The sequence below is a fragment of the candidate division Zixibacteria bacterium HGW-Zixibacteria-1 genome (genome assembly GCA_002838945.1).
Taxonomy (GTDB): Bacteria; Zixibacteria; MSB-5A5; order GN15; family PGXB01; genus PGXB01.
In genome coordinates, this window is sequence record PGXB01000015.1 from 1 (window position 1) to 25,473 (window position 25,473).

Annotated in this window: 21 protein-coding genes and 1 tRNA gene; 19 read left to right on the forward strand and 3 right to left on the reverse strand. The window is 47.8% G+C overall.

Annotated features, from left to right (window positions below; translation table 11 throughout):
• Window positions 1-211 precede the first annotated feature (211 nt).
• Complete coding sequence (locus CVT49_07475) at window positions 212-493, reverse strand: hypothetical protein (protein PKK83588.1); 282 nt, start codon at window positions 491-493, stop codon at window positions 212-214.
• A gap of 598 nt (window positions 494-1,091) precedes the next feature.
• Entirely contained in the window at window positions 1,092-3,974 is a 2,883-nt protein-coding gene (locus CVT49_07480; protein ID PKK83589.1) for a hypothetical protein, read from the reverse strand.
• A gap of 462 nt (window positions 3,975-4,436) precedes the next feature.
• Here CVT49_07480 and CVT49_07485 point away from each other — a divergent pair, with 462 nt between their 5' ends.
• The 13 genes from CVT49_07485 (at window position 4,437) to CVT49_07545 (ending at window position 16,621) form a co-directional block, all read left to right on the forward strand.
• On the forward strand, window positions 4,437-5,270 hold the full coding sequence (locus tag CVT49_07485; GenBank protein ID PKK83590.1) for a hypothetical protein: 834 nt from the start codon (window positions 4,437-4,439) through the stop codon (window positions 5,268-5,270).
• 482 nt (window positions 5,271-5,752) lie between these two features.
• A complete protein-coding gene (locus CVT49_07490) occupies window positions 5,753-6,100 on the forward strand; it encodes a hypothetical protein (protein ID PKK83591.1) in 348 nt (115 codons plus the stop codon).
• On the forward strand, window positions 6,045-6,500 hold the full coding sequence (locus tag CVT49_07495) for a diguanylate cyclase (protein PKK83592.1): 456 nt from the start codon (window positions 6,045-6,047) through the stop codon (window positions 6,498-6,500). Before CVT49_07490 ends, CVT49_07495 begins: the two co-directional genes overlap by 56 nt.
• A 103-nt stretch (window positions 6,501-6,603) precedes the next feature.
• Window positions 6,604-7,950, forward strand: coding sequence for a Fis family transcriptional regulator (locus CVT49_07500; GenBank protein ID PKK83593.1), 1,347 nt, complete (start codon window positions 6,604-6,606; stop codon window positions 7,948-7,950).
• A 186-nt stretch (window positions 7,951-8,136) separates the two neighbouring features.
• Window positions 8,137-8,886, forward strand: coding sequence for a hypothetical protein (locus tag CVT49_07505; GenBank protein PKK83594.1), 750 nt, complete (start codon window positions 8,137-8,139; stop codon window positions 8,884-8,886).
• Window positions 8,887-8,960: 74 nt separating this feature from the next.
• On the forward strand, window positions 8,961-10,430 hold the full coding sequence (locus CVT49_07510; GenBank protein ID PKK83595.1) for a (Fe-S)-binding protein: 1,470 nt from the start codon (window positions 8,961-8,963) through the stop codon (window positions 10,428-10,430).
• 2 nt (window positions 10,431-10,432) lie between these two features.
• A complete protein-coding gene (locus tag CVT49_07515) occupies window positions 10,433-11,137 on the forward strand; it encodes a hypothetical protein (GenBank protein PKK83596.1) in 705 nt (234 codons plus the stop codon).
• A complete protein-coding gene (locus CVT49_07520) occupies window positions 11,101-11,904 on the forward strand; it encodes a 4Fe-4S ferredoxin (GenBank protein PKK83597.1) in 804 nt (267 codons plus the stop codon). The genes CVT49_07515 and CVT49_07520 overlap by 37 nt, the downstream gene beginning before the upstream one ends.
• Window positions 11,897-13,771: a Ni/Fe-hydrogenase cytochrome b subunit gene (locus CVT49_07525; GenBank protein PKK83598.1), complete on the forward strand. Its 1,875-nt coding sequence runs from the start codon at window positions 11,897-11,899 to the stop codon at window positions 13,769-13,771. The genes CVT49_07520 and CVT49_07525 overlap by 8 nt, the downstream gene beginning before the upstream one ends.
• Window positions 13,722-14,183: a response regulator gene (locus CVT49_07530; GenBank protein PKK83599.1), complete on the forward strand. Its 462-nt coding sequence runs from the start codon at window positions 13,722-13,724 to the stop codon at window positions 14,181-14,183. Before CVT49_07525 ends, CVT49_07530 begins: the two co-directional genes overlap by 50 nt.
• 7 nt (window positions 14,184-14,190) lie before the next feature.
• Window positions 14,191-15,648, forward strand: coding sequence for a hypothetical protein (locus CVT49_07535; protein ID PKK83600.1), 1,458 nt, complete (start codon window positions 14,191-14,193; stop codon window positions 15,646-15,648).
• Window positions 15,649-15,671: 23 nt separating this feature from the next.
• Window positions 15,672-16,202 (forward strand): hypothetical protein, encoded by a 531-nt coding sequence (locus CVT49_07540; protein PKK83601.1) that lies wholly within the window; start codon window positions 15,672-15,674, stop codon window positions 16,200-16,202.
• A gap of 38 nt (window positions 16,203-16,240) precedes the next feature.
• The gene (locus tag CVT49_07545; protein PKK83602.1) at window positions 16,241-16,621 is read left to right on the forward strand and encodes a response regulator; all 381 of its coding nucleotides are present in this window, start codon (window positions 16,241-16,243) and stop codon (window positions 16,619-16,621) included.
• Between the two features lie 73 nt (window positions 16,622-16,694).
• Here the strand turns inward: CVT49_07545 and CVT49_07550 are convergent.
• Window positions 16,695-16,770 (reverse strand) — tRNA-Asn (locus CVT49_07550).
• A gap of 486 nt (window positions 16,771-17,256) precedes the next feature.
• Between CVT49_07550 and CVT49_07555 the strand changes: the two genes are divergently transcribed.
• The 6 genes from CVT49_07555 to CVT49_07580 all read left to right on the forward strand — a co-directional run bounded on the left by CVT49_07555 (window position 17,257) and on the right by CVT49_07580 (window position 25,460).
• A complete protein-coding gene (locus CVT49_07555; protein PKK83603.1) occupies window positions 17,257-18,036 on the forward strand; it encodes a hypothetical protein in 780 nt (259 codons plus the stop codon).
• 156 nt (window positions 18,037-18,192) lie between these two features.
• Window positions 18,193-19,164, forward strand: coding sequence for a hypothetical protein (locus CVT49_07560; GenBank protein ID PKK83604.1), 972 nt, complete (start codon window positions 18,193-18,195; stop codon window positions 19,162-19,164).
• Window positions 19,165-19,305: 141 nt separating this feature from the next.
• A complete protein-coding gene (hprK, locus tag CVT49_07565; GenBank protein PKK83605.1) occupies window positions 19,306-20,274 on the forward strand; it encodes an HPr(Ser) kinase/phosphatase in 969 nt (322 codons plus the stop codon).
• Window positions 20,275-21,072: 798 nt separating this feature from the next.
• On the forward strand, window positions 21,073-21,357 hold the full coding sequence (locus tag CVT49_07570) for a hypothetical protein (protein ID PKK83606.1): 285 nt from the start codon (window positions 21,073-21,075) through the stop codon (window positions 21,355-21,357).
• 38 nt (window positions 21,358-21,395) lie between these two features.
• Entirely contained in the window at window positions 21,396-23,543 is a 2,148-nt protein-coding gene (locus CVT49_07575) for a hypothetical protein (GenBank protein PKK83607.1), read from the forward strand.
• A gap of 819 nt (window positions 23,544-24,362) precedes the next feature.
• A complete protein-coding gene (locus CVT49_07580) occupies window positions 24,363-25,460 on the forward strand; it encodes a hypothetical protein (GenBank protein ID PKK83608.1) in 1,098 nt (365 codons plus the stop codon).
• Window positions 25,461-25,473: the final 13 nt, after the last annotated feature.

Sequence of the window (25,473 nt, forward strand, 5' to 3'; positions counted from 1 at the left end):
TCGTCGTCATTCTACGCTGAATTATCTCAGCCCGGTTGACTTCGAACGGTTAAACCAACAACCTTATTTAATTGTCCAATAAAACAGGGCAAGATCAATTTCGACCTACCCGTACTTTTGCCGAGTTGTCATTCAAAGATGTGGTCATCCACTCAGGCAAGATAGAATGTTTTGAGGAATTGGCAAGGGGAAAATTGGGGGGGGTGTCAGGTCACAATTCCCCGATTGAAATCGGTGAATCAAGACCTGACACAACATTGGCAAAAACATAGGCTATACATCGATGAACTACATCCCGATGAAATTGAGCCATTCCCGTTCTGGAAGGAGAATCTGAAGAAGGATCCGGTTTGTTGACAACGGCTATCACGCCGGATGAAAAGGGCGGGCTTCGCACATGAACATGAATTAATAGGCAGAACCACTCCATTTGGCCTTCGGCGCATTCCGGGTTCTGCCCTACGGCCATCTGCACCTGACAGCACAAAATCATGATAACTCCCTGCAAAATCCACATCACTTTGATGGTAAATTGGTCAGCGGGGGGTATTGTAGAGGAGTGTTTCTTTTATTATGGGTATAAGTGCGCCAAAATGTGTGATTATTGAGGCCTTGTCTGGGGGCAGATGTGGACATCTGCCGCCCACTAAAACAACCTCGATAAATCTCGGTCCCTTCAAGAATTCAGGGTCTTCGACAAGACCTGACCGAACATTAAATGGGTGGCAGCCTCAAACATGTTTCATGCGAAGCAATGATACATGTTTGGGGATGTTTCTTAAAATCACCGCCCCATACAAGTTTGGCGCGGCCACCCTTTTGATTTATATCGTGACCGGTCGGTCCTCAGATCGACCGCCGATCACAAGAAAAGATGTCGAAACCGCGGGGTTTCGACCTGCTCGGACTAAATTTTACCGGAATTGGCAAGTGGGAAATGCAGTCTATTTATAATTAACCTGTTAGGCCGCCGGGAAACAATTACGTCCCCGTGACCGGGATTCGGCCTGCCGCCGGTTCAACAGGTCTATTCCTCAGGCAGTAAAAGAACTGCGTCTTTTCTCGCCATTCGGACCAGGTTTGGGTTTATTCTAAGGACAATCAGGCTGTGGCCCGTTTTTGTAAAGATAATTGATTAAATAGGTCACATCCAATATGTTAATTGCACCGGAATTATCAACGTCGGACAATGCAATCGGGTTGGGCGCGGTTCCGCCTTTGTATAAATAGTTGATCAAATATGTAAGATCCAATAAATTTACATTTCCATCATCGCTGGCATCACCGCATAAAAAACCCTGACAGGTATAAGAAACTATACGAACATCATCAATATTCCAGCCGATGTAGTGTAATCCCCCGTCGGTCGGTCCCATAACCCAGGCGGCATAAACGCTTTTCTGATTTGCGGCTATGTCGGATATATCAAATTCGATCGGCTGCCACTTCAGATCCGCGATAACCTCATTATTACGCCAGATTTCCGTCCAGTCGACGCCGTCAATACTAATCAAAATATTCACTTTATCATAAACATACTGTTCCACACCGAGCCATCGATAAAACTTGAGATGAACATTATCACGATCCGAACAATCAAATTCGGGACTGATGACATAGGTTATAGGAAGATTATTTTCGTAGTCGCCATTTAAATTATATCCCATGACCTTGGGACCGTTACATCCTTCGGTTGGATCCGGCACGGGATAGTTAAGTTCTTCACCGCCGAGACCGGCAGGGACACCGCGTGCCCATAGACCACCGGAAATCAACCATCCCCGATCGGTTTCGAAATCATCAGCAAAGAGAATGACCGAGTCGGCTATTGGAGAAAGGCTAATCGGATGAGCCGGGTCGGGTGAATAATGCAGCTCTCCACCTTCCTCTTCGGCGCTGACATAAAAAGCAATCGTACTGGTGCATCCCAAAGGAGGCAGAACCGCCTTATAAAGATTCGGCGACAGCATTTCCATGTCGGCCGTTTCCCAGCCGCCCTGATTGATGCAATAATGTAATTGTCCACTGCCCTGAACCGCAGTACCCGTTCCAATGCCTGTGACCTGAACATTAAAAGAAGTTTCTTCATACGGCAAAATGCGTTCAGGTACATCATCCGGAAAACTGATTGCCAGACTTTGAACCGACTTCAATTTTATCGCCGGATCGCCGAAGAGGTTTATTTCATAATAATTCCACCTGACCCCGGGGCTATTGATGTGATAAGCGTGATCGATTCGGGCCTCCGCCAGGGCCCGGCCCAATTCAGGTTTGGCTTCCTCACCGCTGTAAATGGCATCCCAGAATTCACGGTTGAAGATATGCACCGGGTGAGCGGTTGATCTCGATCCCAGGCCAATTCGTGAATTGGCGATACAGCCGAAGGCGCCGTTGGGCAGTTTGGTGGTCATATATTCCGCCCAGCAATCGGTTATGTCGAATTTGCCGGCATTGCACCCTTCGGCATAGATAAAGAAATAATCGGTATTGGCCAATTGGTTCTTAATCATCAGGGTGTCGGTCCTCATGGCGTACCCGTTATCGCTATGACCCAAATGATCGATGATATGAACTCCCGCATTCATTCTGGCGATCATTTGAGAAGCCGGCCAATAATTGGCAGACAGGCTTAAAATATCATAAAGCTTATCGATTTCATATTCCGTTTCAGGAAAGGCAAAGGTCAAGAACCCATGAGCATCGGAGTAATTAACCATTTCATCCATGGCGTAACCGCCATATTCGCCCAGTCCTCCGAAGCCCAATTGCTCACCCGATAATAAGACTTTTTGAAGGTATGATGATTCACTTCCGAGGTAGGCAAGGGTTTTATTGACCAGATTGGAGACCTCCTGGGAAGACCGTGCTCCAAATCTCCCGACATAAACATCAGGAAATAAATCAATGTCGCCGCCGTCTTCTCCGTCGGTGGGTTCTCCCCATCGTGTATCATTATCGTAATTAAATGTCCCGTCCAGGCAGGAAAAGTAAATATCACCCGGCATATCATACTCGGTTATCCCGGTGGTGCCCTCCCATGAAACAACATACATATCGAGCGCCGGAATAAAATCATCATCGGCGCCTATCACGACATATTCAATACCGTTGTTCAAATACTCCTGCCGGATATAATTGCGGACTGAGTGAGGATCGGATGCCCCAATCATGTCGAGAGTATGGATCTCCGTGATGACCCCGGTCGTGTCATGATATTCTTTCAGGGGCATGAAGGCATTTACGAATTGCGGAAGAGTTATAATCAGCATATCATATTCGGCGCGGCCCATTTTGACTGCGGTGGAATAAGAGTCCACAGCCGAAATATTATCGATCCATTTGATGACCTCAGCCTCGTCGGTCGAAGTATTTCTCAAGGCGGGAAATAATTTGTCCGATGATTCGGAATTTACCTTAACGGTCAAGTCTTTATAATAGGAAACGGAGCCATCGGCCGGGGTATATTCGAGCGGAAAAATATTCAGAACTAATATTTGATAACCACGAAAATACTGGACCCCGATTTTTTCGTATCTATTTGCCGGGAAGGGGGTAGTTTGTGAATATGTAATTGAATCCAGGAAAACATTGTCCAAATCATTTGGGGCGGCCGACAGGATAAAAGGTTTTTCGACCGGCTCAATAAAATAACCGGCCCCGATTACCGTTTTTTCCCCCGTCAAGACTTCAATCGATGAGACTTCTGATTTAAAAGGCAGGAGGATTCTAACACCAAATGATGGCAGAGAAGGCTGACCGATTTCGCCGTAATTAGGAACCCCTGGCATTATAACACGGTCATATATTTGATCGGCGATTTTAACTTTTATAAGTTCCGGTCGATCAAATGAATATTCCTGAATTATGGTCGACGATCGGCCATTTATGACCGACAGAAGCAAAACTGAAATAACCAGGATTGACTTTATAACGACCTGCTTCAATTTTGAATCAACAATATCGGCAGCCTGCATAGCGTCCTCCTCAAGATGTGGTATTTTTAATATAGCTGAAATCCTGAATTATGCAATAGATTGATTATGAAATGGAATTGGGTTAAATTATTTCCTTGGAATATGCGGTTATATTCAGCTCCCCGGCAAGGCTCGAACTTGCGACCCGGTGATTAACAGTCACCTCTCCAAAAGGATGGGCAGATCCTTCGCGGCTCAGGAGGCCTGTGGACCCGCCGCGGCGGGCCGCGCACAATACATTAACAGCAGGCTGTGGAGCACTTCGGAACCTCTTACGGGAACCAGAGGATGAAAACTATCTTGACAATTGATCGTGAGGGGGTAATATTTAGTCAGGCACTAGCTTTCGCGCAGGGAAATATCATGGAATACAGATTCTATAAATTAAGGTCATTTGCGGTTTTACTTTTTTATGCGGAGCCGTAAATTTATTGTCAAAAGTATTGGTGAAAGATATAGGATATGAGTGTTATAACCATCGCCAGAGCCGTCAAGAGCGGCGGCCGTGATCTGGCCGACTGTCTCGCCAGGCGGCTTGATTATAAGTTTCTTCAGAATCGGGATGTTATCACCGACTGCGCCAAAAAATACAATATTATGGAAGAGGAACTGATCAGAAAGCTGGAGGAGGTCCCCGGTTTCTGGCAGCGTCTGACCAAGGAGCATACCCGGTTTCTTGTTTATGTCCAGTCCGCGGTCGTGGACGCGGTAAAATGTGACAATGTCGTATATCTGGGCCTGGCCGGGCAGATTTTTCTGACCGGTATCAAGCATGTTTTCAAACTGCAGGTGGAAGCGCCTTTTGAGGACCGGGTCCGGCGGGCCATGAAAGAATTGAACATGGACAAAAATAAGGTCTCGGAATATCTAATGGACGCCGATGATAAACGCAGCCGGTGGGTAAAAATACTTTTCGGCGAAAACTGGCGGGATCTGGCCCTGTATGACCTTTCGGTGAACCTGAGTAAGATGTCCATCGATTCAATTTGCCGGATGGTTGTCTCCGCCATGGATAGTGAGGAGTTCAAGACGACCGAGCAGTCGAAGACCGCTCTCAATAATCTCTCGCTGGAATGTGAGGTGAGAGCGGCGTTTGCATCGGAGGACCTTCTCTGGAACCAGAAAATCGGTGTTATCGCCAACGGTTCCAATATTACGCTGAAGGGCATGGTCAAGAATAACAAGATCGAGCAGGAGCTGGTGGATATCGCTTCCAAAGTAAAAGGTGTGACCAATTGTCAATCCAACATCGTCCTGGCTTCCAAACAGCCCAAGGGCGGTATCTGGAACGATTGATTCCGGCATCGGGGTAACATATTATAAAAAATGACCCATCCGTCAGATGGGTCCGAAAATAAAAAGCTCCCCGAACCGTGCAGAACTCAGAACTTTTAAGTTGGTTTTAGGCCCATGGTGACTCCAACATGTTATGGCTCCAGCGTTACCCTGAGAAGCCGTTTATGGATTATTTATGGGTCTGATTGCCTATTTCTGTCATTAGCCAATGGCGTTATTAGACAATGAAATACGAGTATATTAAAAAAAGAGGCGGGCAAATCGTCGCCACCGGATTTAAAAAATCGTGGTTATTTCAAAAAAATTACCTTTTTGGATTGAACAAATTCTCCTGCCGTCGGTAATGGATATTAATGCCCTGCGCAACAGGGGCGTCAAACCTCACAGATTATATTTTAGAAAAGTGAATTAATTATTTGACAAAAGAATGACGATAACTTATAATGGTATTGTGCATATGCACAAAAATAAAAGGAGCCGAAATGGGTCGTCCCAAAAGGACTCGATTTTGCAGAAAATATCCGGCCGATCGGGTGTTCAAACCGCAGGGGATTCCGCTGAAGGAAATTGAGACTGTTTTCCTTACGCTGGATCAATTTGAGGCCATGCGGTTGTGTGACTATGACGGTCTTGAGCAGGAGGAGGCCGGCAATCGGATGGGTATCTCCAGGGGGACGGTACAAAGGCTGCTTTATGAGGCAAGAAAAAGGATGATTGAAGCGGTATTGAACAATAAAGCTTTAATCATAAACCTGAAAGAAAGCGAGGCATGTGATGTTGATATGCATTCCCACCATTGGCGATACCGGGAAAGAGGACGTGGTAAATGAGCACTTTGGATCGGCCCGATATTTTACGCTTTATGACAGCGAATTGGACCAAATCAAGGTTGTTGAAAATCGCAATGCTCATCATGATCATGGCACCTGCCACCCGATGAACCAGTTGGCCAAATATAAAATTGATGGAATTATCTGTTCCGGTATTGGAAGGCGGGCAATCCTGACGATGCAGGCCGAGGGAATCAAAGTCTATCATGCAAGAGACGCCCAAGTCGCCAAAGTCTTAGAAAATATAAAGAATGGTGATCTGGAAGAAGTCGATCCGTCGAGGGCCTGCCGGGGGCATGGCTTGCAGGGCGGCTTCGTACATGGCAATCAAGCCGGCTGCGGGCATGGTGGAAAAGGCGGGCATGGGCAGGGCCGGGATGGCGGTGGAAGTCGGGATTAGGAATATTTTTATATTTTCCTGCTCATCAAATACTTGAATATATATTAATCGGACTGTATAATAGGGGAGACCCATAAGATTTTATTGAAAAGGCATGCGGAGCATGGACGATAAGTCGGAAAATCTGAGATTTTTCAAGGTTATCCTGAGTTCGATCGCCGATGGTGTCTTCACCGTTGACAGTCGGCGGATGATTACCAGCTATAATCGGGCGGCGGAGAAGATAACCGGGATACCCGCTTCGAAAGCCATCGGTAAAAGATGTTCGGATGTTCTGCATTCGGATATCTGCGCGAATTGTCTTCTTGAAGAGACCCTTAAAACCGGCATTGAGGCCATCGACCGGCCGGTTTATATAATAAACAATCGGGGCGAAAAAATTCCGATCAGTATTTCCACCGCCGTTCTTCGAGATGACAAAGGTGAGGTCCTTGGCGCCGTGGAAACTTTCCGGGATCTCTCGGCCATCGAACATTTGAGAAAAGAGCTTAATCAGAAATACACTTTCGAGGATATAATTTCAAAAAGTCCCCGGCTTCATAAGCTTTTTGCGATTCTTCCGGACATTGCGGAAAGCGAGAGCACTGTCCTGATTCAGGGGCCGTCGGGATCGGGCAAGGAACTGTTCGCGCGGGCGATTCATAACTTGAGCCCGCGCAAAGACCGGCCCTATGTTATTATCAATTGCGGAACGCTGCCGCATCAACTGTTTGAATCGGAACTGTTCGGCTATATGAAAGGCGCTTTTACCGATGCCAAGCAGGACAAGCGAGGAAAGCTGGCCATGGCGGAGAGAGGCACTGTTTTTTTCGATGAAATCGGCGATTTGCCCTTGCCGACACAAATCAAACTGCTGCGCATGTTGCAGGAGCGCGAATACGAACCGGTCGGAAGCACTTCTCCGATAAAAGCGGACATCCGTGTGGTTGCGGCCACCAATAAAGATTTGAAGCAACTGGTGGCCCAGGCCAAGTTCAGGGATGATTTGTATTTCCGGCTGGCCGTGGTTAAGTTTGATTTACCGCCTCTGAGAGATCGTCGCGAAGATATTCCTTACCTGGTGGATCATTTTATCAAGCGTTTTAACGCCCGCAAGGGCAAGAAAGTGATCAGTGTCAGTCCCGATGTTATGAGCATACTCCTCCGCTATGATTTCCCGGGAAATATCCGTGAATTGGAAAACATTATTGAGTATGGCTTCGTGGTGTGCAAGGGAAGCATTATTCAGAAGGAACATCTTCCGGCAGAGCTTTTAAAGACGGTCAAGGAAAAACAGCATGATGAAAAAGAACCCGGCTCGCCAATCTCAGAATCGATAGATGAATACAGCCGTATTATCGATGCTTTCGAAAAAAACGAAGGCAGTATAGTCAGAACGGCTCAGTTTCTTGGAATCCACCGGACCACTCTTTGGCGTAAACTGAAGCGCTATAATATCCATATCAAATAGGTTCCCGCACCATTTGTAAATGTTGCGCATGTTGCAAATGCAACATATTATGTTGCATGCTACATCCATATGTTGCATTTAACGCAACACACAAAATCTGCATTATTACACAAGATATTATAAGTCAATTAATTACATCGAAATTGTAAACTTGGCATGATTGATGCATAGTAATGTTGCAGAACTATGATAAAAATAGCCATACCAAAGCTGAAAAACCGGGTGGCCCCCTGTTTTGAAGCGGCCAGCAGTTTCACGGTCGCTGTGGCCGACAATAACCGATTGATTTCGCAAAAGACTGTTCATTGTTCCGGCTCTGAAGGCTACCATCGCGTCCGGTTGATGAAACTTCATGATATAGATATGGTCCTATGCAATGGCATTGGGGGGTTTTACTCAGATTTGCTGCATACCATGGGGCTTCGAATCATCGGTAATTTAAACGGCGGCATAAGCCGCGTTCTCAGGTTGTATCTTTCGGGGGCTCTGAAATTATCCGAAAGCAATCCGGACATATCGACCAGAATGTCCGGAACCTCTCTTGATGAGTTGATAAGCTGGTCGCGCGAATTGTTCGAAAGAAACGGCTACTGTGTCAATCCGGGACCGGGAAGAGATTCCTTCCTGATCGATCTGGTGGCTGAGATGATCTGCCCGGTATGCGGGGAAAAAATAAGAGTGGCCATTTGCTGCGGCGCGCACACTTATCGGCCCGACCAGGAGATACGGGAGTTCCATTATACCGCCAAGTCGGAATATAATGCCCGCGTTTTTATCAGCCCGACTAATCCTGCGGCCGAACGATTCTGCCGCGAATATGGCATCGAGTTTATCCGATCCGATAAAGTCGGCTCCGATGCATCGGATTCCAGCCGGCAAACCATTCCTATTCTGAGCGGTCCGATCGAGGGGCACGAGAAGGTGTTCGAGTCATGAAATCAAACTTTAATTACAATGACATTATCGGCACGGTAAAGATGAGTAACATAATTAAAATAAATGGAGCATGAATGAAAACCAGTCTAATAACTCCCGAGGAGCGGATCAGGGCCTTCAAATCGGCCCGCAAAGCGGAGGTGAGCCGGAGGCAGAAGCTGGATGTCCGTTATCATGTGGAGGATTTCGATGTCAACGACCGCCCGCGGCGTTTTCTGGAGGCCTTTGCGGCCATCCTGAAGCATACCAATTATCGCATGGCGCTGGAGCATTTTATCCGTATGAGCGCCAAATGCTCGCGGTGCGCCGTGACCTGCCAGGTATATCAGGCGACCAATGATTTGAAAGACATCCCGTGTTATCGTTCCGAGCTGCTGTTGAGCGTTTATCGCCGGCATTTTACGGTCGGCGGTTTGATCAAGGGAAGGTTGATGGGCAATGATTATCTGACCGATGAGAAGATCCGGGAGATGGCCGAGAGTTTCTGGAACTGCACGGCTTGTCGAAGATGCTCGATGGAGTGCCCGTCAGGCATCGATCATGGTTTGATAACTCATCTGGGGAGGTTTATTCTCAGCGAGATAGGAATTGCACCGAGAGCTTTGGTAGTAAGCACACGCGAACAGCTTGAAGGTGCGACCGGGAACACGTCGGCCATACCGGTTCCGGCCATGATTGACACTCTGGATTTTCTGGAAGAGGACATGCTCGAAGAAAAAGGAGTGGAGATTAAATTTCCTCGTGATATTGAAGGGGCCGATTATGTCTTTTTCCCGGCGGTCAGCGATTTCCTGATGGAAGCGGAAACCCTGATGGGTATTGCCGCCGTATTCACGGCGACCGGCGACTCCTGGACCACCGGGACCGGTTATTTCGACGGCATCAATTATGGTCTTTTTTATAGCGACCGAATTCTGGAAAGAGTAGTCAAAAAGATTGACTCCGAGACGAGGCGATTGAAAGGCAGGAATGTCCTTATCGGCGAATGCGGTCATGCCTCGCGTTCCGCCAAATATTTTCTGCCGACGTACTGCGGCGGAAAGGACGCTTATCCTGTGATCAATATCATGGAATACACCCATAAAGTTTGGAAAGAGGGGCGGCTTAAATTCGATCCCGATATCGTTACCGAAAAGGTTGCCTATCACGATCCCTGCAATATTGCCCGTCAGCGATGGATTATCGATAAACCGCGCGAATTGCTGAAGGCTTTCTGCAAAAACTACGTGGAGATGACTCCCAGCGGCGAGAATAATATATGCTGCGGGGGAGGCGGCGGGACAGTATCCATCGACGAAATCCGGTCGTACCGGACGATGGTCGGCGGCAAATTAAAGGCGGATCAGATTCGCCGAAGCGAGTGCAAAATACTGGTGGCGCCATGCGCCAATTGCAAAAAGCAGCTTCGGGAACTGGTCGAGGATCAGAAAATCGACTGCGAGGTGGTCGGTTTGCATGATCTGATCTACAAGGCCATCATATTCGATGACAGCCTGAAAGTAAAAAAAGATGAAGTCAAGGACCATGAGATAGTTGAGGAATAAATATGGATTTTCTACTGGAATTCGCAAGGGGGCCTCTATTTCGATTAAGTCTGGCAATAATGCTTCTCGGTCTGGCAAGGATCCTGATTCTTGATCTTTGGGGAGCCTTTGAAGCATATCGCCGGGCAGGGGATAAAACCCTGCCATGGGGAGTCATGATCGGCCGCAGTCTGGAATGGCTGGTTCCATTCAGGCGGGTGTTCAACAATCGGCCGCTATATTCGATTTTTTCGATTCTTTTTCATGTCGGTCTGTTAATCGTTCCTGTTTTTCTTTTTGCCCATATTGATCTCTGGAAGGGAGCGATAGGAATATCATGGCCGACACTGCCGTACAACTGGGCCTATTGGTTGACGGTGACGACCATAATCTGTGCGGTGGCGCTTCTGGCCGGCCGCGCCTTCAGCCGTTCTTCCAGTTATCTCAGCCGCAAGCAGGACTTTATCTGGCCGATTATTTTGCTCATTCCGTTTATCACAGGCTTTGTTTGCGCCCATATTAATATCAACCCGGCGGTTTATCGTCTGTCGATGCTGGTTCATGTTTTCGCGGGTGACCTGATTTTTGTACTTATTCCATTCACCAAAATCGCTCACTGCGTGATCATGCCGCTTTCGCAGTTAATAGCGACCCTGGCCTGGAAATTTCCACCCGAAACGGATGAGAAGATATGTATGACCCTCAACAAGAAGGGAGAGCCGGTATGAGTTACGCGATTCTGACCGATATCACGAAATGCATCGGCTGTCTTGAATGTGTCGCCGCCTGCAAGAAGGTCAACGGGCTGGAAATGGATATTCCGCGTATCTGGCAGAAAAACGACGGTTTGTCCGCCGAAAACTGGACCTCGGTTCTGCAGAAGCCGGACAAGCATTACGTTCGCAAGCAATGCCGCCACTGCCTGGAGCCGGCCTGCGCCTCGGCCTGCCCGGTCGGCGCTCTGCATACCACGACAGAAGGCGCGGTTGTTTATGACGACGATAAATGCCTTGGATGCCGGTACTGCATGATGGCCTGTCCATACGGCATACCTCGCTATGACTGGGATCAAAAAGTTCCTTACGTGCGTAAGTGCATTTTGTGTTATGACAGAATCAAGGATGGCAAAAAACCGGTCTGTACCGAGATATGCCCGACCGGAGCGACTATATTCGGTTTGAGAAACGACCTGATCGAACTGGCACACGCTCGCATCAAAGAAAATCCCGGTAAGTACATCGATAAGGTCTGGGGTGAGCACGAGATTGGGGGAACCTCGGTTCTCTATATCTCGGACATGGATCTTGGATTTCTGGCATATCAGACAAACCTCGGCAATAAGGCGCTTCCGGAAAGAACCGCTCCGGCCATGAAGGCGGTTCCGGCCGCTTTTGTCGGGATGGGCGGGATAATGTACGGCCTTAACTGGATAGTCCGCCGTCGCATGGAACTTCGAAAAAAGGGAGAGACAGATAAGGCGGATTCAAATGAATAGAGTCCAAAATTTGAAACTGGTTCTGTGGATGATCATTGGCTTGGCGGCCGCCGTGGGGGTTACGCGGTTTATTTTCGGCCTTGGAGCTACGACCAATTTGACCGACGCCACTCCCTGGGGTCTCTGGATCGGGTTCGATGTGATGGCCGGCGTCGCCCTGGCCGCGGGGGGATTCGTTATCACCGCCCTGTTCTATATCATGAGGAGGGAAGAGTTCCATTCTTTTGTGAAACCGGCGGTACTGACCGCGTTTTTGGGATATGTTGCCGTCATTGTCGGATTGTTGTTTGACCTGGGATTGCCCTGGAATATCTGGCACATGATTATTTTCTGGAATCCTCATTCACCGCTTTTCGAAGTCGGCTGGTGCGTGATGCTATATACCACCGTGCTGCTTCTTGAATTCAGTCCGGTGCCGCTGGAGGAAGCGAGCCGCTATGCCAGAATCAGGACCTTTCTGCTGAAATTCCGCTTTCCCCTGATCCTGCTGGGAATAATGCTTTCGACCCTTCATCAATCCTCACTGGGTTCGCTTTTTCTGATAATGCCATATAAGCTTTATCCTCTTTGGTATTCGAATATAATGCCGATACAATTTTTCATATCGGCGGTGGCGCTGGGGTTGATGATGGTTGCTTTCGAAAGTCTCTTCTCACATTGGCTCTATCGCAGGAAGACGGAAACTCAGAATATTGCAAAGCTCGGCAAAATAGCCGTATGGGTGCTGCTGATATATCTCGCGGTCAAGCTAATCGACATAATTATATCAGGCGAGTTTTCACTGATTTTCTCCGGAACGTGGGAAGCCAACCTCTTCATAGTAGAGATTCTCATTTCGACAATAATACCGATAGTCATATTTTCTTTCAGGAACCTTCGCGACAAATCCGAATGGCAATGGGTCGGCGCTGTTTCGGTCGTTTTTGGCATGGTTTTTAACCGGATAAATGTCGGCGGTTTGACCATGCTTCGCGCGACGGGTGATGTCTATATTCCGTCGTGGATGGAAGTTTCAATCAGTCTTGGTGTTGTCTCGGCGGCTGTTCTGGCGTTCCTGTTTGCCATAGAAAAATTCCATGTCTGGGAGGATCGGCCGAAGCATCCGGAGACGGATCAATATGCCCTGCCTCAATTCGATCGCGCCTCGGAAGTCTGGCTGGGGCCGTCATCGGCGGCGGCACGAACCAAATATTCCCTGGCTTTCATAATATGTTTTGCGATTGCGTTTGCCTTCATTCCGGAACAGAAAATACGCAGTGAGGGAATCGAGCAAGTCCTCGTGCAAAGATCACGCGGCGGTGATAAGATATTTATCGATGGCAACCGCGACGATTACGGTGTTCTATTTGACCATGCCAGGCATGTCAAGGACAATGGAAAAGAGAATTCCTGCCTTTTATGTCATCATATGAATATGCCGCTTGACAGCAACAGCGGCTGCTGGGAGTGCCATCGGGACATGTACTCAAGGACCGATGTTTTTGATCATGACTGGCACGCCTCCGCCTCAGGCGGCAGACTGAGATGCAATGACTGCCACTCCTCCGGTGTTCAAAGAAACGGCGAAGCCGTGAAAAAATGCGAGGATTGTCATGCGGATCTGATTTTGCAGAACTCGCCGATCGTTGTCAAGAGTCTCGAGGCGGTTTCATATACTGACGCCATGCATGACCTGTGCGTCACCTGTCACCGAAAGAAGGCGGTGGAAATTGCAGATAAGAAGGACCTGGCGCTGTGTTCAACGTGTCATCAATCGGCACCACCTGATTATTTGCAGCGGCTGTTGAAATTCAAAAATCCCGGCCCGTCGTACAATCATGTTGTTTTGCCGGGGCTGGAAAAAGTTCAGCCGGAAAAGGTGCAATAAAAACATGGGTAATAAAATCATGATAATTGATGATGAGCAGGATGTGCTCGATTATTTGACAACTGTCCTGCAGGCCAATGGCTATGAAGCCATGAAATGTAAAACTGCCGATCAGGGCATGGAAATGGCCCGGAAAAACCGTCCGGATTTGATATGCCTGGATATCATGATGCCGAAAGAAACGGGGATTTCATTTTACGCCAAACTCAAGAAGACGGCCGAATTCAAAAATGTTCCGGTGGTGATTATCAGCGGGGCCATTCAGCGCGGGGAATTCGATTTCAGGTCCTATGTCGATGATGATACCATCGAAGAGCCGGAGTATTATGTCGAGAAACCGATAGTGGTCGATGAATTCCTGAACCTGGTGGCGAGCCTGCTGTCGGGACAAAAAACGGCGCGTGACAGGTGAGACGATCATGAGTGTGAAAGCTGCCAAAGATAAAAATGTATCGAAGTCATGGTTTGTGAATCGGTTTTTCCATCTGGTTCCATTCAATGTGGCCATTATTGATAAAGACTACAATATTGTCGAGGCCAATGACAATTTCCATGATTATTTCGGTGAATGGGAAGGGCGAAAGTGCTACACGGTTTACAAGAAACAGAACAAACCATGTTCGGTATGCCCGCACAAACATATCTTCGAGGATGGCCGGCCGCGGGTTGTCGATACGGTCGTGATCGATCGCGACGGCCGCAAGGCGCATAATGTGGTACAGAGTATGCCCATGCGAAAGGGATCGGGCAACCCCATTGACTATATTGTCGAGATGTCGTCGGTCGTGACCGAGACTACCCGTCAGCAGCAGGAATTTAATATTCTCTTCGATCGGGTTCCATGTTATGTCGCTGTGATAGACGAGAATTATCGAATTGTCCGGGCCAATGAGAGCTTTCGTGAAAATTTCGGCGATGTTATGGGGCGGTATTGCTTTGAAGTTTACAAACGGCGCCGCAGCCGATGTCATAATTGTCCGGCGGCAAAAACATTTCGGGACGGCAGGATTCACCATTCGAACCAAAGCGGCCTTGGTAAGAGGGGTCAGAAGATTGATTATATCGTGTCGACGTCGCCGCTGCGACGCGGCGGCGGACGAGTCGCTCATGTCATCGAAATATCGAATGATGTTACCAAAGTCAAAAGACTCGAGAGGGATATTCTCGATGCCGAGAGGCTGGCGGCTGTCGGGCAGACTGTCGCCGGTCTGGCGCACAGTATCAAAAATATTCTGATGGGCCTTGAAGGCGGAAAATATATGATCAGCCTGGGGCTGCAAAAGGGCGATCGGGCCATGATCGACCGCGGCAGTGAGATGCTCGATAGAAATTTCAATAAGACCACGACCCTGGTAAAAGATTTCCTCAGTTTTTCCAAGGGGCGGCTGCCAAACTTGAAGATGGTGGACCCGAACGAGCTGGTTATGGAAATTGTCGATTTGTATAAGGATATCGCGGCACAGTCGGGAATCGAACTGAAAGCCGATCTTAAGACGAGTACAAAAAAAGCGCCGCTTGATCCTGACGGTATCCATACCTGTCTGACGAATCTTGTTTCAAATGCCATCGATGCCTGCCTGATGGGGGAGCAAAAAGGTTCCGAAGTGGTGATATCGGTCAGGGATGAGAAGGGGAAACTTGTTTTCGGAGTGATGGATAACGGGGCCGGGATGGATTATGAAATAAAGAGAAAGATATTTACGACTTTCTTTACCACCAAGGGCGGGGGAGGGACCGGTCTCGGGCTTTTGACAAGCCGCAAGATTGTCCAGGAACATGGCGGCAAAATCGTGGTCGAGTCGCAGAAAAACAGGGGTTCCCGATTCCGCATGGAATTTCCCCGTACCCGGCTCACCGCTTTGAATAAAGAAAATTAAATATTTTTTATAAGGAGTCATAGATGACCGAACCAGCAGAAAAAACGATTCTGGTCGTTGATGATGAAGAGGATGTCAGGAATTTTCTTGAATTGGCCCTGATCGAGGCCGGGTTCAGGGTGATTACGGCGGCCGACGGTATTGAGGCGCTGGAGACCGTCAGGAAAAAAACTCCTGATCTTATCTCTCTGGACCTGGTGATGCCGAAAAAATCAGGGGCTAAATTTTACCGGGAGCTTACCAAAAACAAACAGTGGGCCAAAATACCGATCATCATCGTAACCGGTCATGCCCGCGACGAGCTCGGCAAAGCCGACCTGAAAGAACTTACCATGTCCGGCCCGGGGATATTTATCGAGAAACCGGTCAGGCCGGATCGCTATGTGGCGGCGGTGAAGAATAAACTGGGACTGGCCGTCACGGATGAAGAGAAGGAGCAGGCTGAACTTGTCGAACTGCAGAACGAGCTTAAGGATGTTATCGATAATGCGGATACCGAAACCCTGAAAAGCCTGAAAGACATTCTTGATCTAAAGATGAAAACCAGGAATTAACGGATTTGTCAACATGACAGACAGGAGAATATGGCATCATGCAAAATAATAAAACAATTTTGATCGTCGAAGATGAAGCCGATCTGGTCGAGGTGCTGACCGTTTTCTTCAAAGAAAACGGGTATAAAACCATCGCCGCCTTCGACGGGCACGAAGGGTTTCAGAAGGCGGAGTCAGAGCGGCCCGACCTGATCACACTGGACATATCGATGCCGGGTGAATCGGGGATAAAAATGTATCGTAATCTGATACATTCGGATAAAACGAAAGACATTCCGGTGATCATCCTGACCGGGGCGCCCTCCGAGTTAAAGACTTTTATTGCCCGGATGAAATCGTTTCCGGACCCGGCCGGGTATCTCGAGAAACCGGTCGATCGCGACGCGCTGCTGACCACAGTTCGGGGTTTGATCGGCTGACTGATCCTGACTCGTTTGAGTTGAACCTCCGATTGAGCGCAAAAAAAAACCGCCGTAACCGGCGGTTTTTTTTTTGCTCCCCCGGCAAGACTCGAACTTGCGACCCGGTGATTAACAGTCACCTGCTCTACCAACTGAGCTACAGGGGAGTATAAACTTACTACTTTATCTAAATTCTATATTATCTATGTCTTTATTATCAATATCTAAATCAGCAGTTCCTAAATTATTAATATCGATATTATTAATGTCTATTCTCTCAATCGGTTATCTTCTTGTATCGTCAAATCAGGCCCAAAGGCCAATCTTTTTCAATAAATCAAATCCTGCAGAAAACCAACTTTCTTAACTTGTCAAATCTATCAGTCCGCCAAAACCACCGAATAAACAAATACTCAAGTGAGTTTCCATCATTTATACGGCCGGCAATCCGCTCAAGATCGCCTATAATCTGCTTTAACAGGCAGTTATTATAATCTTTTTTCCGCCTTTGTCAAGCCGAAATAATCAAAATTCGGCCGCATAAATCCCGTTTCCGGCATATTTGGAAAAACAGAAAATAAATCTAACCCCTTGATATTTGTCGCGTATAGCTCTACATTAAACTCCCGAACACCAACGGCAGGGATGCTTGAATGAGTTGCAAACTTAAACAACCGGCCTTAATATTTCTGGTTCTTTTTCTGGGATTGTCTTCCGCTTATGGATTTGGCCATCCGGCGCATCCTGACGGCCGTGTGGGGCGCCCCGGCGGCTGGCTGTCGGCGGGGTATGCTTCGATTTTTGTCGAAAGGGGGATTCCCGGTTTTGACAAGACCAGATTCTCAGGGGGGCTTATTTTTCCCGTCATAAAAAATCTGACCATAGAGTCTTCCTATATGCTCGAAAGCGAAGACACCCTGTATCATATTTACACGGTCGGTTTTCGCGGTTATTCCGGAAACCCGATCAAGCCGAATTCCGGGATCAACCCGGACGGACGGATCGGTATTCCATTTATTCAGGTGACTCTTATTGGGAAAATGCCCGACGTTTCTCCGGAGAAACATCGGTACCGGGTGGAGATGGCCGCGCTTATGCCGATTTCGGGCCGCTTTACTCTCGGGGGCGGCTGGAATTATTATGAGAAAGACCACCCGCGTATTGTCGATGAGTTTATCGGAAAACTCAACTATTTTCCGAAGAGTTATGTTGCCGGGAGTGAATATGAAAGCCCCGATGGTGTCGAGGGTTACCCGTCATTTTTCCTTTCCGGGGGCGGATCCCAATATGGTTTTTTCGGCCAGCTTGACATCGCCGTTCCGGTCAGGCCCAATTTAACCCTGACCCTGCTGATTCGCGGGGAGAGGGTGGCTTCACCTTATGTCCGGACCGCCATTTTGAGCGGCCGGATAAGTTTTTATCCCGGTAATTAATCCCTCGCACCGATCCGATTTCTTCATCCTTTTTTTGCCGCTCGCTCAAATCAGGTTTTAAAGATTTTGGAACCTCGGCCAATTAGACAGGTAAAATTGGTACAAAATGACAGGAAAGCAAAACAGTTATTGCTTTCGAAAGGAGTTGTGATTGTTATGGACAGAAAGAGATTTGCACTGGTAATTGCTCTTACTGTCGCTGTTCTAACCTTATCCGCCGCCGCCTGGGCCGGGCCGAATAACGACGCCTGGATGGGAATCTATACCCAGACGGTTGATCCTGATTTGAAAGAAGCCTTCAACCTCGACAGCGATCATGGTGTCGTGGTCAAAATGGTTGTTCCCGATTCGCCGGCCGACCGCGCCGGGCTGAAACAGGGTGATATTATCCTGATGCTGGACGATCAGAAGCTTGTTGATGCCGATGATCTTGTGGTCTATGTTCAGAACCGCCGGCCGGGCGACAAAGTGAATGTGGAAGTCAACCGCCAAGGTGTGGCGAAGACAATTGAAGTCCAGCTTGGCCAACGAGATAATTATAGTGATGACCGTGATTATCTGTTCAACAGCCCAAATCCGGCCCCCCACTCATTCTCCAGGACTTACAAATTCTATGATTCCAAATATGCCGACAGCTATATCGGGGTGACGCTTCAGAGCCTTAATGCGCAGCTTGGCGAATATTTCGGTGTTGCAGACGGCAAAGGGGCACTGATTACCGAGGTTATGCCCGATTCCCCGGCCGGAAAAGCGGGGCTCAAGGCGGGTGATGTGGTGGTTGCCGTTGACGGCGGCGCCATCGGTGATCCTTCGGATGTCCAGAAGGCCGTGACGGCCAAAAACGAAGGGGACAAAATAGAAGTCAAAGTAATCCGCGACCGCGGCGAAAAGCAGTTCGCCTTCGAGGTCGAGAAATCCCCGGATACTTTTCAACCCTTCGGTAATTTCTGGGTTCCGGATAATGATGAAGATATGATTTTCCTGCCACGGATGAAGGGGCTTTTCCAGGGTGATTTCGATCAGGGAATTCCCGATATGAAGGAGCTTCAGGAGCAGATGAAGCAGCTTCAGGAAGAGCTCAAAAAGATGCAGGACAATATGAACGAAATGCAGAAAAAACATGAATAAAAACTCTCTCTTGCTGTTATGATTCTTTTGCTGTAATCCGTATTTCCTGACCCTCCGGAAACGATCCCGGAGGGTTTTTTTATTGCGCATAACCTCCGCGTAGATTATTATTGGTCAAATCGATTCAAAAGAGGTTGTCCTATGCCGGAATTGACTGTCGAGAAATTTTACAAAGAGCGTAAAGACTTTTTCGACCTGACTCTTCTCAACAGCGAGATCGGGTTGAAAAAGAGAATCATGAACGCCGAAACGCATCGGCCGGGGCTGGCGCTGGCCGGTTTTATGGATCGATTTCCCAATCAGCGGACCCAGGTGCTGGGCGAGACTGAGATGACCTATATCAATCAGCTCAGTCCCGAAGGATTGATCGACACCTGCGAGCTTATTTTCGGCAACAATGTGCCTCTGGTCATCATCGCCAAAGGCATCACGCCGCCGCTCGATTTTCTGGCCATTGCCGACAAGTTCAAGACGGCCGTTTTTTCATCACGGTTGACCACATCGGAATTGCTGAACCGGCTGTCGGTGGTGCTCGATGTCATTTTCGCGCCGAGTATCACGGTGCATGGGACGCTGGTCGATGTGTATGGTGTCGGCCTGCTTTACACCGGCAAATCGGGCATCGGCAAGTCGGAAATCGCGCTCGACCTGGTCGAACGCGGCCACCGTCTGGTGGCCGATGATGTCATCAAGATCACCCGCAAGGCGCCCGACCTGATTGTGGGGACCGGCTCGGAACTGCTGGGGCATCATATGGAAGTGCGCGGGATCGGGATTATCGATGTCGAGAAGCTGTTCGGGATCCGGTCGATTCGTTTGCAGAAGCGGATCGAGGTGGAAGTGCACCTGACGCTGTGGAGCGATGATATCGATATCGAGCGGCTGGGTATCGACGAGCGCGGAACAACCATCCTGGGGGTGCAGATACCGCAGGTGATGATACCGATTTCGCCGGGGAAGAATATCACGGTTATTTCCGAGGTTATCGCCATGAATCACATGCTCAAGACGTACGGCGAGAACACGGCAATGGAGTTTTCGAAACGGCTGGCCGAGCGGATTCACCGTCAGGCGATGACCAAGGATTATCTCGAATCGGATTACGAGTAGTTACGTATTCCTTCAAATTTTTCGGATAAACAATATTTAAGTCATGCGTAATTTACGCATTTTCCAATCACCGGCTGCGTAGTTTACGCACTTTATTGATTTTCCGGGACGATCCCGGGTTTGTTTTATTATTCGTAAAGCGTTGCTATGCAGGAGTTTGTTGTGGGCGTTTATGCTTTTGTTCATAATTGGTACATAGCTTGCTTGTTATAACGGTACCACTTTAGCCTTAGAGGCATATCTTTCCTCCTAGGTGGTTGAAGTGTTTTAGTGTTGCAGTATTGCCGGGCCGGGAGCCGACAGTGTATGACCCACCATTTACCCGGCCCGTCTCTACTTTAAAGAGCCCAAGTACTGCATAAAGAAACGCAATCCTCTCAAATTCGAAAATGCAAAATCCGGCCCCCAAAAAATCTGACAGTTTAGGTCATCAAAGACATTTAAATCGGTGATTTTAAGGTAAAAACGGCCGAAAAAGGGCATAAATTCGCCCATTTTGCTCCAAAAGCGGCCAAATTGCCTTTTTTTCACTTGACATATTTTTTATATTTTGCATAATTCAAGTGTATTGTGGGAAACTGGACATAGCGGGAGGCTCACCCTGTTTCGGCAGCGTCCCTGATCTTTTTAAGATTTCGGTGAGAATATCCTCTTCATTGGGTAAGCCTCAAACAAATTAGTTGGGCTATAAATGCGCCAGGTCGGTGTATATTGAGGCATACTGCAATGATTGGGACAACCTCACACATTAGAGACATTTTAAAGCACGGGAACCCTTGATTAATGGAGTGGAGGCTTATGAAAAAGCTTTGGTTGTTAATCGTGTTAGTGGCATTCTTAGCGATGCTGTATGCGCCGGCCGTCGTAGCTGCCCCGCCGGGCTCGGATGATGGATTGATGACACCTGATGGCTCTGATCCTGGTGGAACTATAGACCCGCCGCCGCCGATCGATCCCCCGGATGGAGATCCTTGGGATCCAGGGGCCAAAATTATTGCTCCGCGCAATGATGACAAAACTGTACAATCAGAATTTTGGGTTGTCATAAAAATTTGGAGTATCAGAATAATCTGTACCCGTTAAAAGAATTTAAATTCTAGGAATAGATTAGTCTTGGAAAGATGAAAACTTTTAAAAAAACATTTGAATCAATCGAGGAATTATTTGGTAATGCCAAATTTAGCGAGGCATTGGGAATTCTTAGAAAGATCGATGTTTCCAGTTTGACTGAGACTGAATATTCCTATTATTGTTTGTTATTATCGCAGGCTATATTGTCAGTCGGTGATAATAAGGTCGATGAGTATATTCAGAAGGCTCTTTCTTTCTATAAATTATCGAACGATGACATACTCTATGCCAGATCTCGATATTTATTTGGGTGGCATTTGGCTGTAACCGGTGATTTCATTGAGGCACATGAAGTTTTGATGGAATCTTTTGTATTCTTTAAGCGTCACGACAGGTTTAGAGAAATGTCGTTGGTCCTTAACCGACTGGCATACGTGCAAAACCATACCGGCGCTATTGAGGATGCCATATCAAATCTTAGAGAGAGCATTGCCATCAACAAAAATTTGGGTGTTCATGCAAATGTAATACAGTTCTCACGCAATTTAGGCATGGTTTTGGTCAGATCCGGAAAATTCCATGATGCAATAACCCATTTCCAATCCCTAACTAAAGAAGTCAAAAATCTTGATGTTGGCGGCAAACTAAGATTCGATCTTGGATATTCGTTGGTGCTTGCATTTTTGGGTCAAATAGATGAAGCAATTAAAAAAATGCAGGCAGCCAGACCGAAAATATCTTCGTTAATGGTAGATGAAGCCATATTTTACGAATACCTTGGCTGGATTTACAATCTTGATTCGAAGTACAATAGGGCAGTTGAGACACTTGAAAAGGGTGTTAAGATTGCCATCAAGATTGGTCCGGAATCTACCTATGTCTCCCAGACCAAGAGGCTTTTGGCGGATGCGTATTTGGGGCTGAAAAAATACGACCTGGCGCATAAAACCGCCCAAGAAGCCCTCGAGGTCGCCGAGAAAATCAGAGAACGTTCGGAAATTGCCGCGTGTTATCGGATTTTTGCTCAGGTAGAGCAGAATAAAAATAACAGCCGGCAGGCAAAAGTCTGGTATGGCAAGGCGATTGACATATTTTCCAATGTCAAATCGCGCTACGAATTGGCCGTGACCCGCTATCAGGCAGCGATATCGGGTCTCTACGAAAACGGCGAGAAGGCGGCGATGCTTTATCTGGCCAAAGAGTACTTTGTGTCGGAAAACATCGAGCACTATGTCAGCCTGACCGAACGTGAACTTGATCAGTATCGGCAGATGATTCCTGCGGCTTCGCATCCCGGCGAAGAAACATCGGTGTTCATCGTTCGGGATAAGCGGATGAAGCAGCTTGTTAAGCTTGCAGAGAATGTTGCTCCGTCAGCAATGACGATCTTTCTGACCGGGCCAACCGGCAGTGGAAAAGACCAGTTGGCCCGGTACATTCATCATTACTCGGGGCGCAAAGGCAAGTTCGTTATTGTCAATTCGGCGGCTATCCCGGACAGTATGGTCGAGGCGGAACTTTTCGGCTTCAAGCGCGGCGCTTTTACCGGCGCAGAGCACAGCCGCGTGGGATTGCTCGAAGAGGCGGATGGCGGGACGTTTTACTTGAACGAAATCGCCGATGCCACCCCGGAGTTTCAGGCCAAGCTGCTCGAAGTGATCGAGACGAAATTTATTCGTCAGCTCGGAAGTAACGCCCGCAAGTCGATCGATATCAGAATCATTGCGGCGACCAATAATGATCTCGAGGAGAAGATGAAATCGGGCCGTTTCCGCCGCGATTTGTATCATCGTCTCAATGAAATCCCGATCGAACTGATGCCGCTGTCGGATCGTCCGGATGATATCCGGGCTTTGATCGAGCACTTCATCGAGCGGAACGGGCATGATCTGGAGAGTGTCTCCGACCGTAAAAATCTCGAAAGCATATCCAAAATTCTGGCTGAACGTTCCTGGCCGGGGCATGTCCGGGAGTTGAAGGCGGAAGTGAACCGGCTGTATCTTCTGGCCCGCGGTGATCTGGGCAGAATGGCGGAGAATGCGCTGGCCGAAAATCATGATGAGTGCGAGCAGCTTCTTAAGGCGCTCGAGCAAACCGGTTGGAACCGCCGCGAAACCGCCCGGCTGCTGGGGATATCCGAGGGGGCGGTCCGGTATCGAATCAAAAAGTATGAGATCGCTCAGGATGTCACTGCGTAATTTACGCATTTCTACATTTCCACCTGCGTAAATTACGCAGGAAATCAAGCCTTTCAATAAATACTTAACCCCTCCAAAGTGACCGTAAGCCATTATATTATAATGGGTTGAGTCGTCATGTGGGGCGGCTGTTCAATTTCGGTACAGAAGTTGCTTAATATATCAGTACCTCCACGTTGTTTCTATGTTCCCACAAGGTGGTTGAAGTGTTACGGTGTTACCGAGCCGGGAGAGGGGGTTAGGAAACTTCCTTAGGTTTCCCGGCTCGGTGATTCATTAAAGAGGAGATAGAATTTGAAGCTTGCGGGCCGATTCGGGCTTTCAGGCATTAGGGGACACGACATCAGCGGACATTGCATCACCTGTCAATCCAAACCCTGCTTTAGTATGGCGGGTTTACAAAAGGGGCGAGAATCTTAGCCCGTCGACATCTTTGATCAGACACCGGGGAGAACGGGCTGCTCGCTCCCGAAAAATATAAGGCCCCGGGAATAATCGAAATATCATAGTAAGCGATCCATGAATGGGAGGCTTACATAGAATGAGGCGGGAGTACGTCCCGGCCATAACTCATTCCATTGATTATATTGGCCGGACTGCTCTCGCTTCATGAAAATTACCTGCGGCGGTTCCGCCGAAAAAACACCTCGCCCGACATCAAGAGTACCGCAAAAATCGATTACGAATTTTAAAGAGGGAGGAAAATAATATTGTATCAAAAAAGGTTTTTGCGTCTCTTATATTAGGCAATTAAAAAATCACTGTCGGCTGAGAGCCGATTTCGAAGGTCGAATCGAGCAATTCAAGGGAGGTAAGTCAATGAAGCACAAAATGTTGATGTCCGCCTTTATACTGGGTGTCTTTGGATTATTTATGGGTCTGTCATGCTGTGATGACTGCCCGACCTGCCCGAAAAAGCCGGAGCCGCCGCCGCTGGGGAAGTATCGCATATTCAGTTTCAATAGTTCCTATAAAAGGGTGGTCGCAATCGACACCCCGGCGGATACTGTCGTTAATATTACTCAGCTTGATTTTTACGGGTATGGCGTATTTGCTGTCCCGGGCGGTGACCGCTTATTGATAACGAATACTGATACACGAAAGATGCAGGTAATGGATACGAGAAGTTTTGAGTTAACCGAAGAGCTTGACCTGTATGGAGATTATTTCTTTGACAAGAGCGACAATTATGGAATTGTATCTTCGTTTGAAAATGAGAAGACCTACCGAATTGATCCTGTGACACTATCTCCGGTCGATTCAGTACCTCTCGTAACTTATCACGGTTATCTGGACACCCTTACAAACAGCTTTTGGGGCACGATTTGCGTGACTGATTCATCGGGTTTGTCCTGCAATATGATTCTGAATCTAGATTGTGATGACTTTTCAAATGTTGACACGCTTTTTCTGGACACCAGTATTTGGGTTGTCAATGTGGCATATAGCTGGCGAACCAATGATTTATATATGCAGGGTGGAAAGAATGGATTCCCGGTAATTTTGTGTCACGATATTGACAGCGAGATCACGGAAGTAATACTGTACTTTACATTTCAAATCGGTGGCCTGCGTGTTTCTCCTGACGGCAGGTATGTATATATCACCGACAGCGGTGACGGGTCACATGGTATCTTTCCGACAGGTTATATTTATATAATAGATACCGAAACACGACAGCTTTATGATGTAATACCGCCGATTGTCTATCCAGCGCAAGAGATTGGAATTGCCCTATGGGGTGAAATGTTGATAACCCCCGACACCCGCCGGCTATATGTGGCCAGCAATCGTAATGCCTGGGGTACGATGCCGATTGCGGTCGTTGATCTGTATGAGAATAAAATAATCAAAGCCATTCTCCCATTCAACAACTTTTGGGGTGAATCACTGGCATTGGTAGAATTACAGGATTAAAGAATAATAGGGG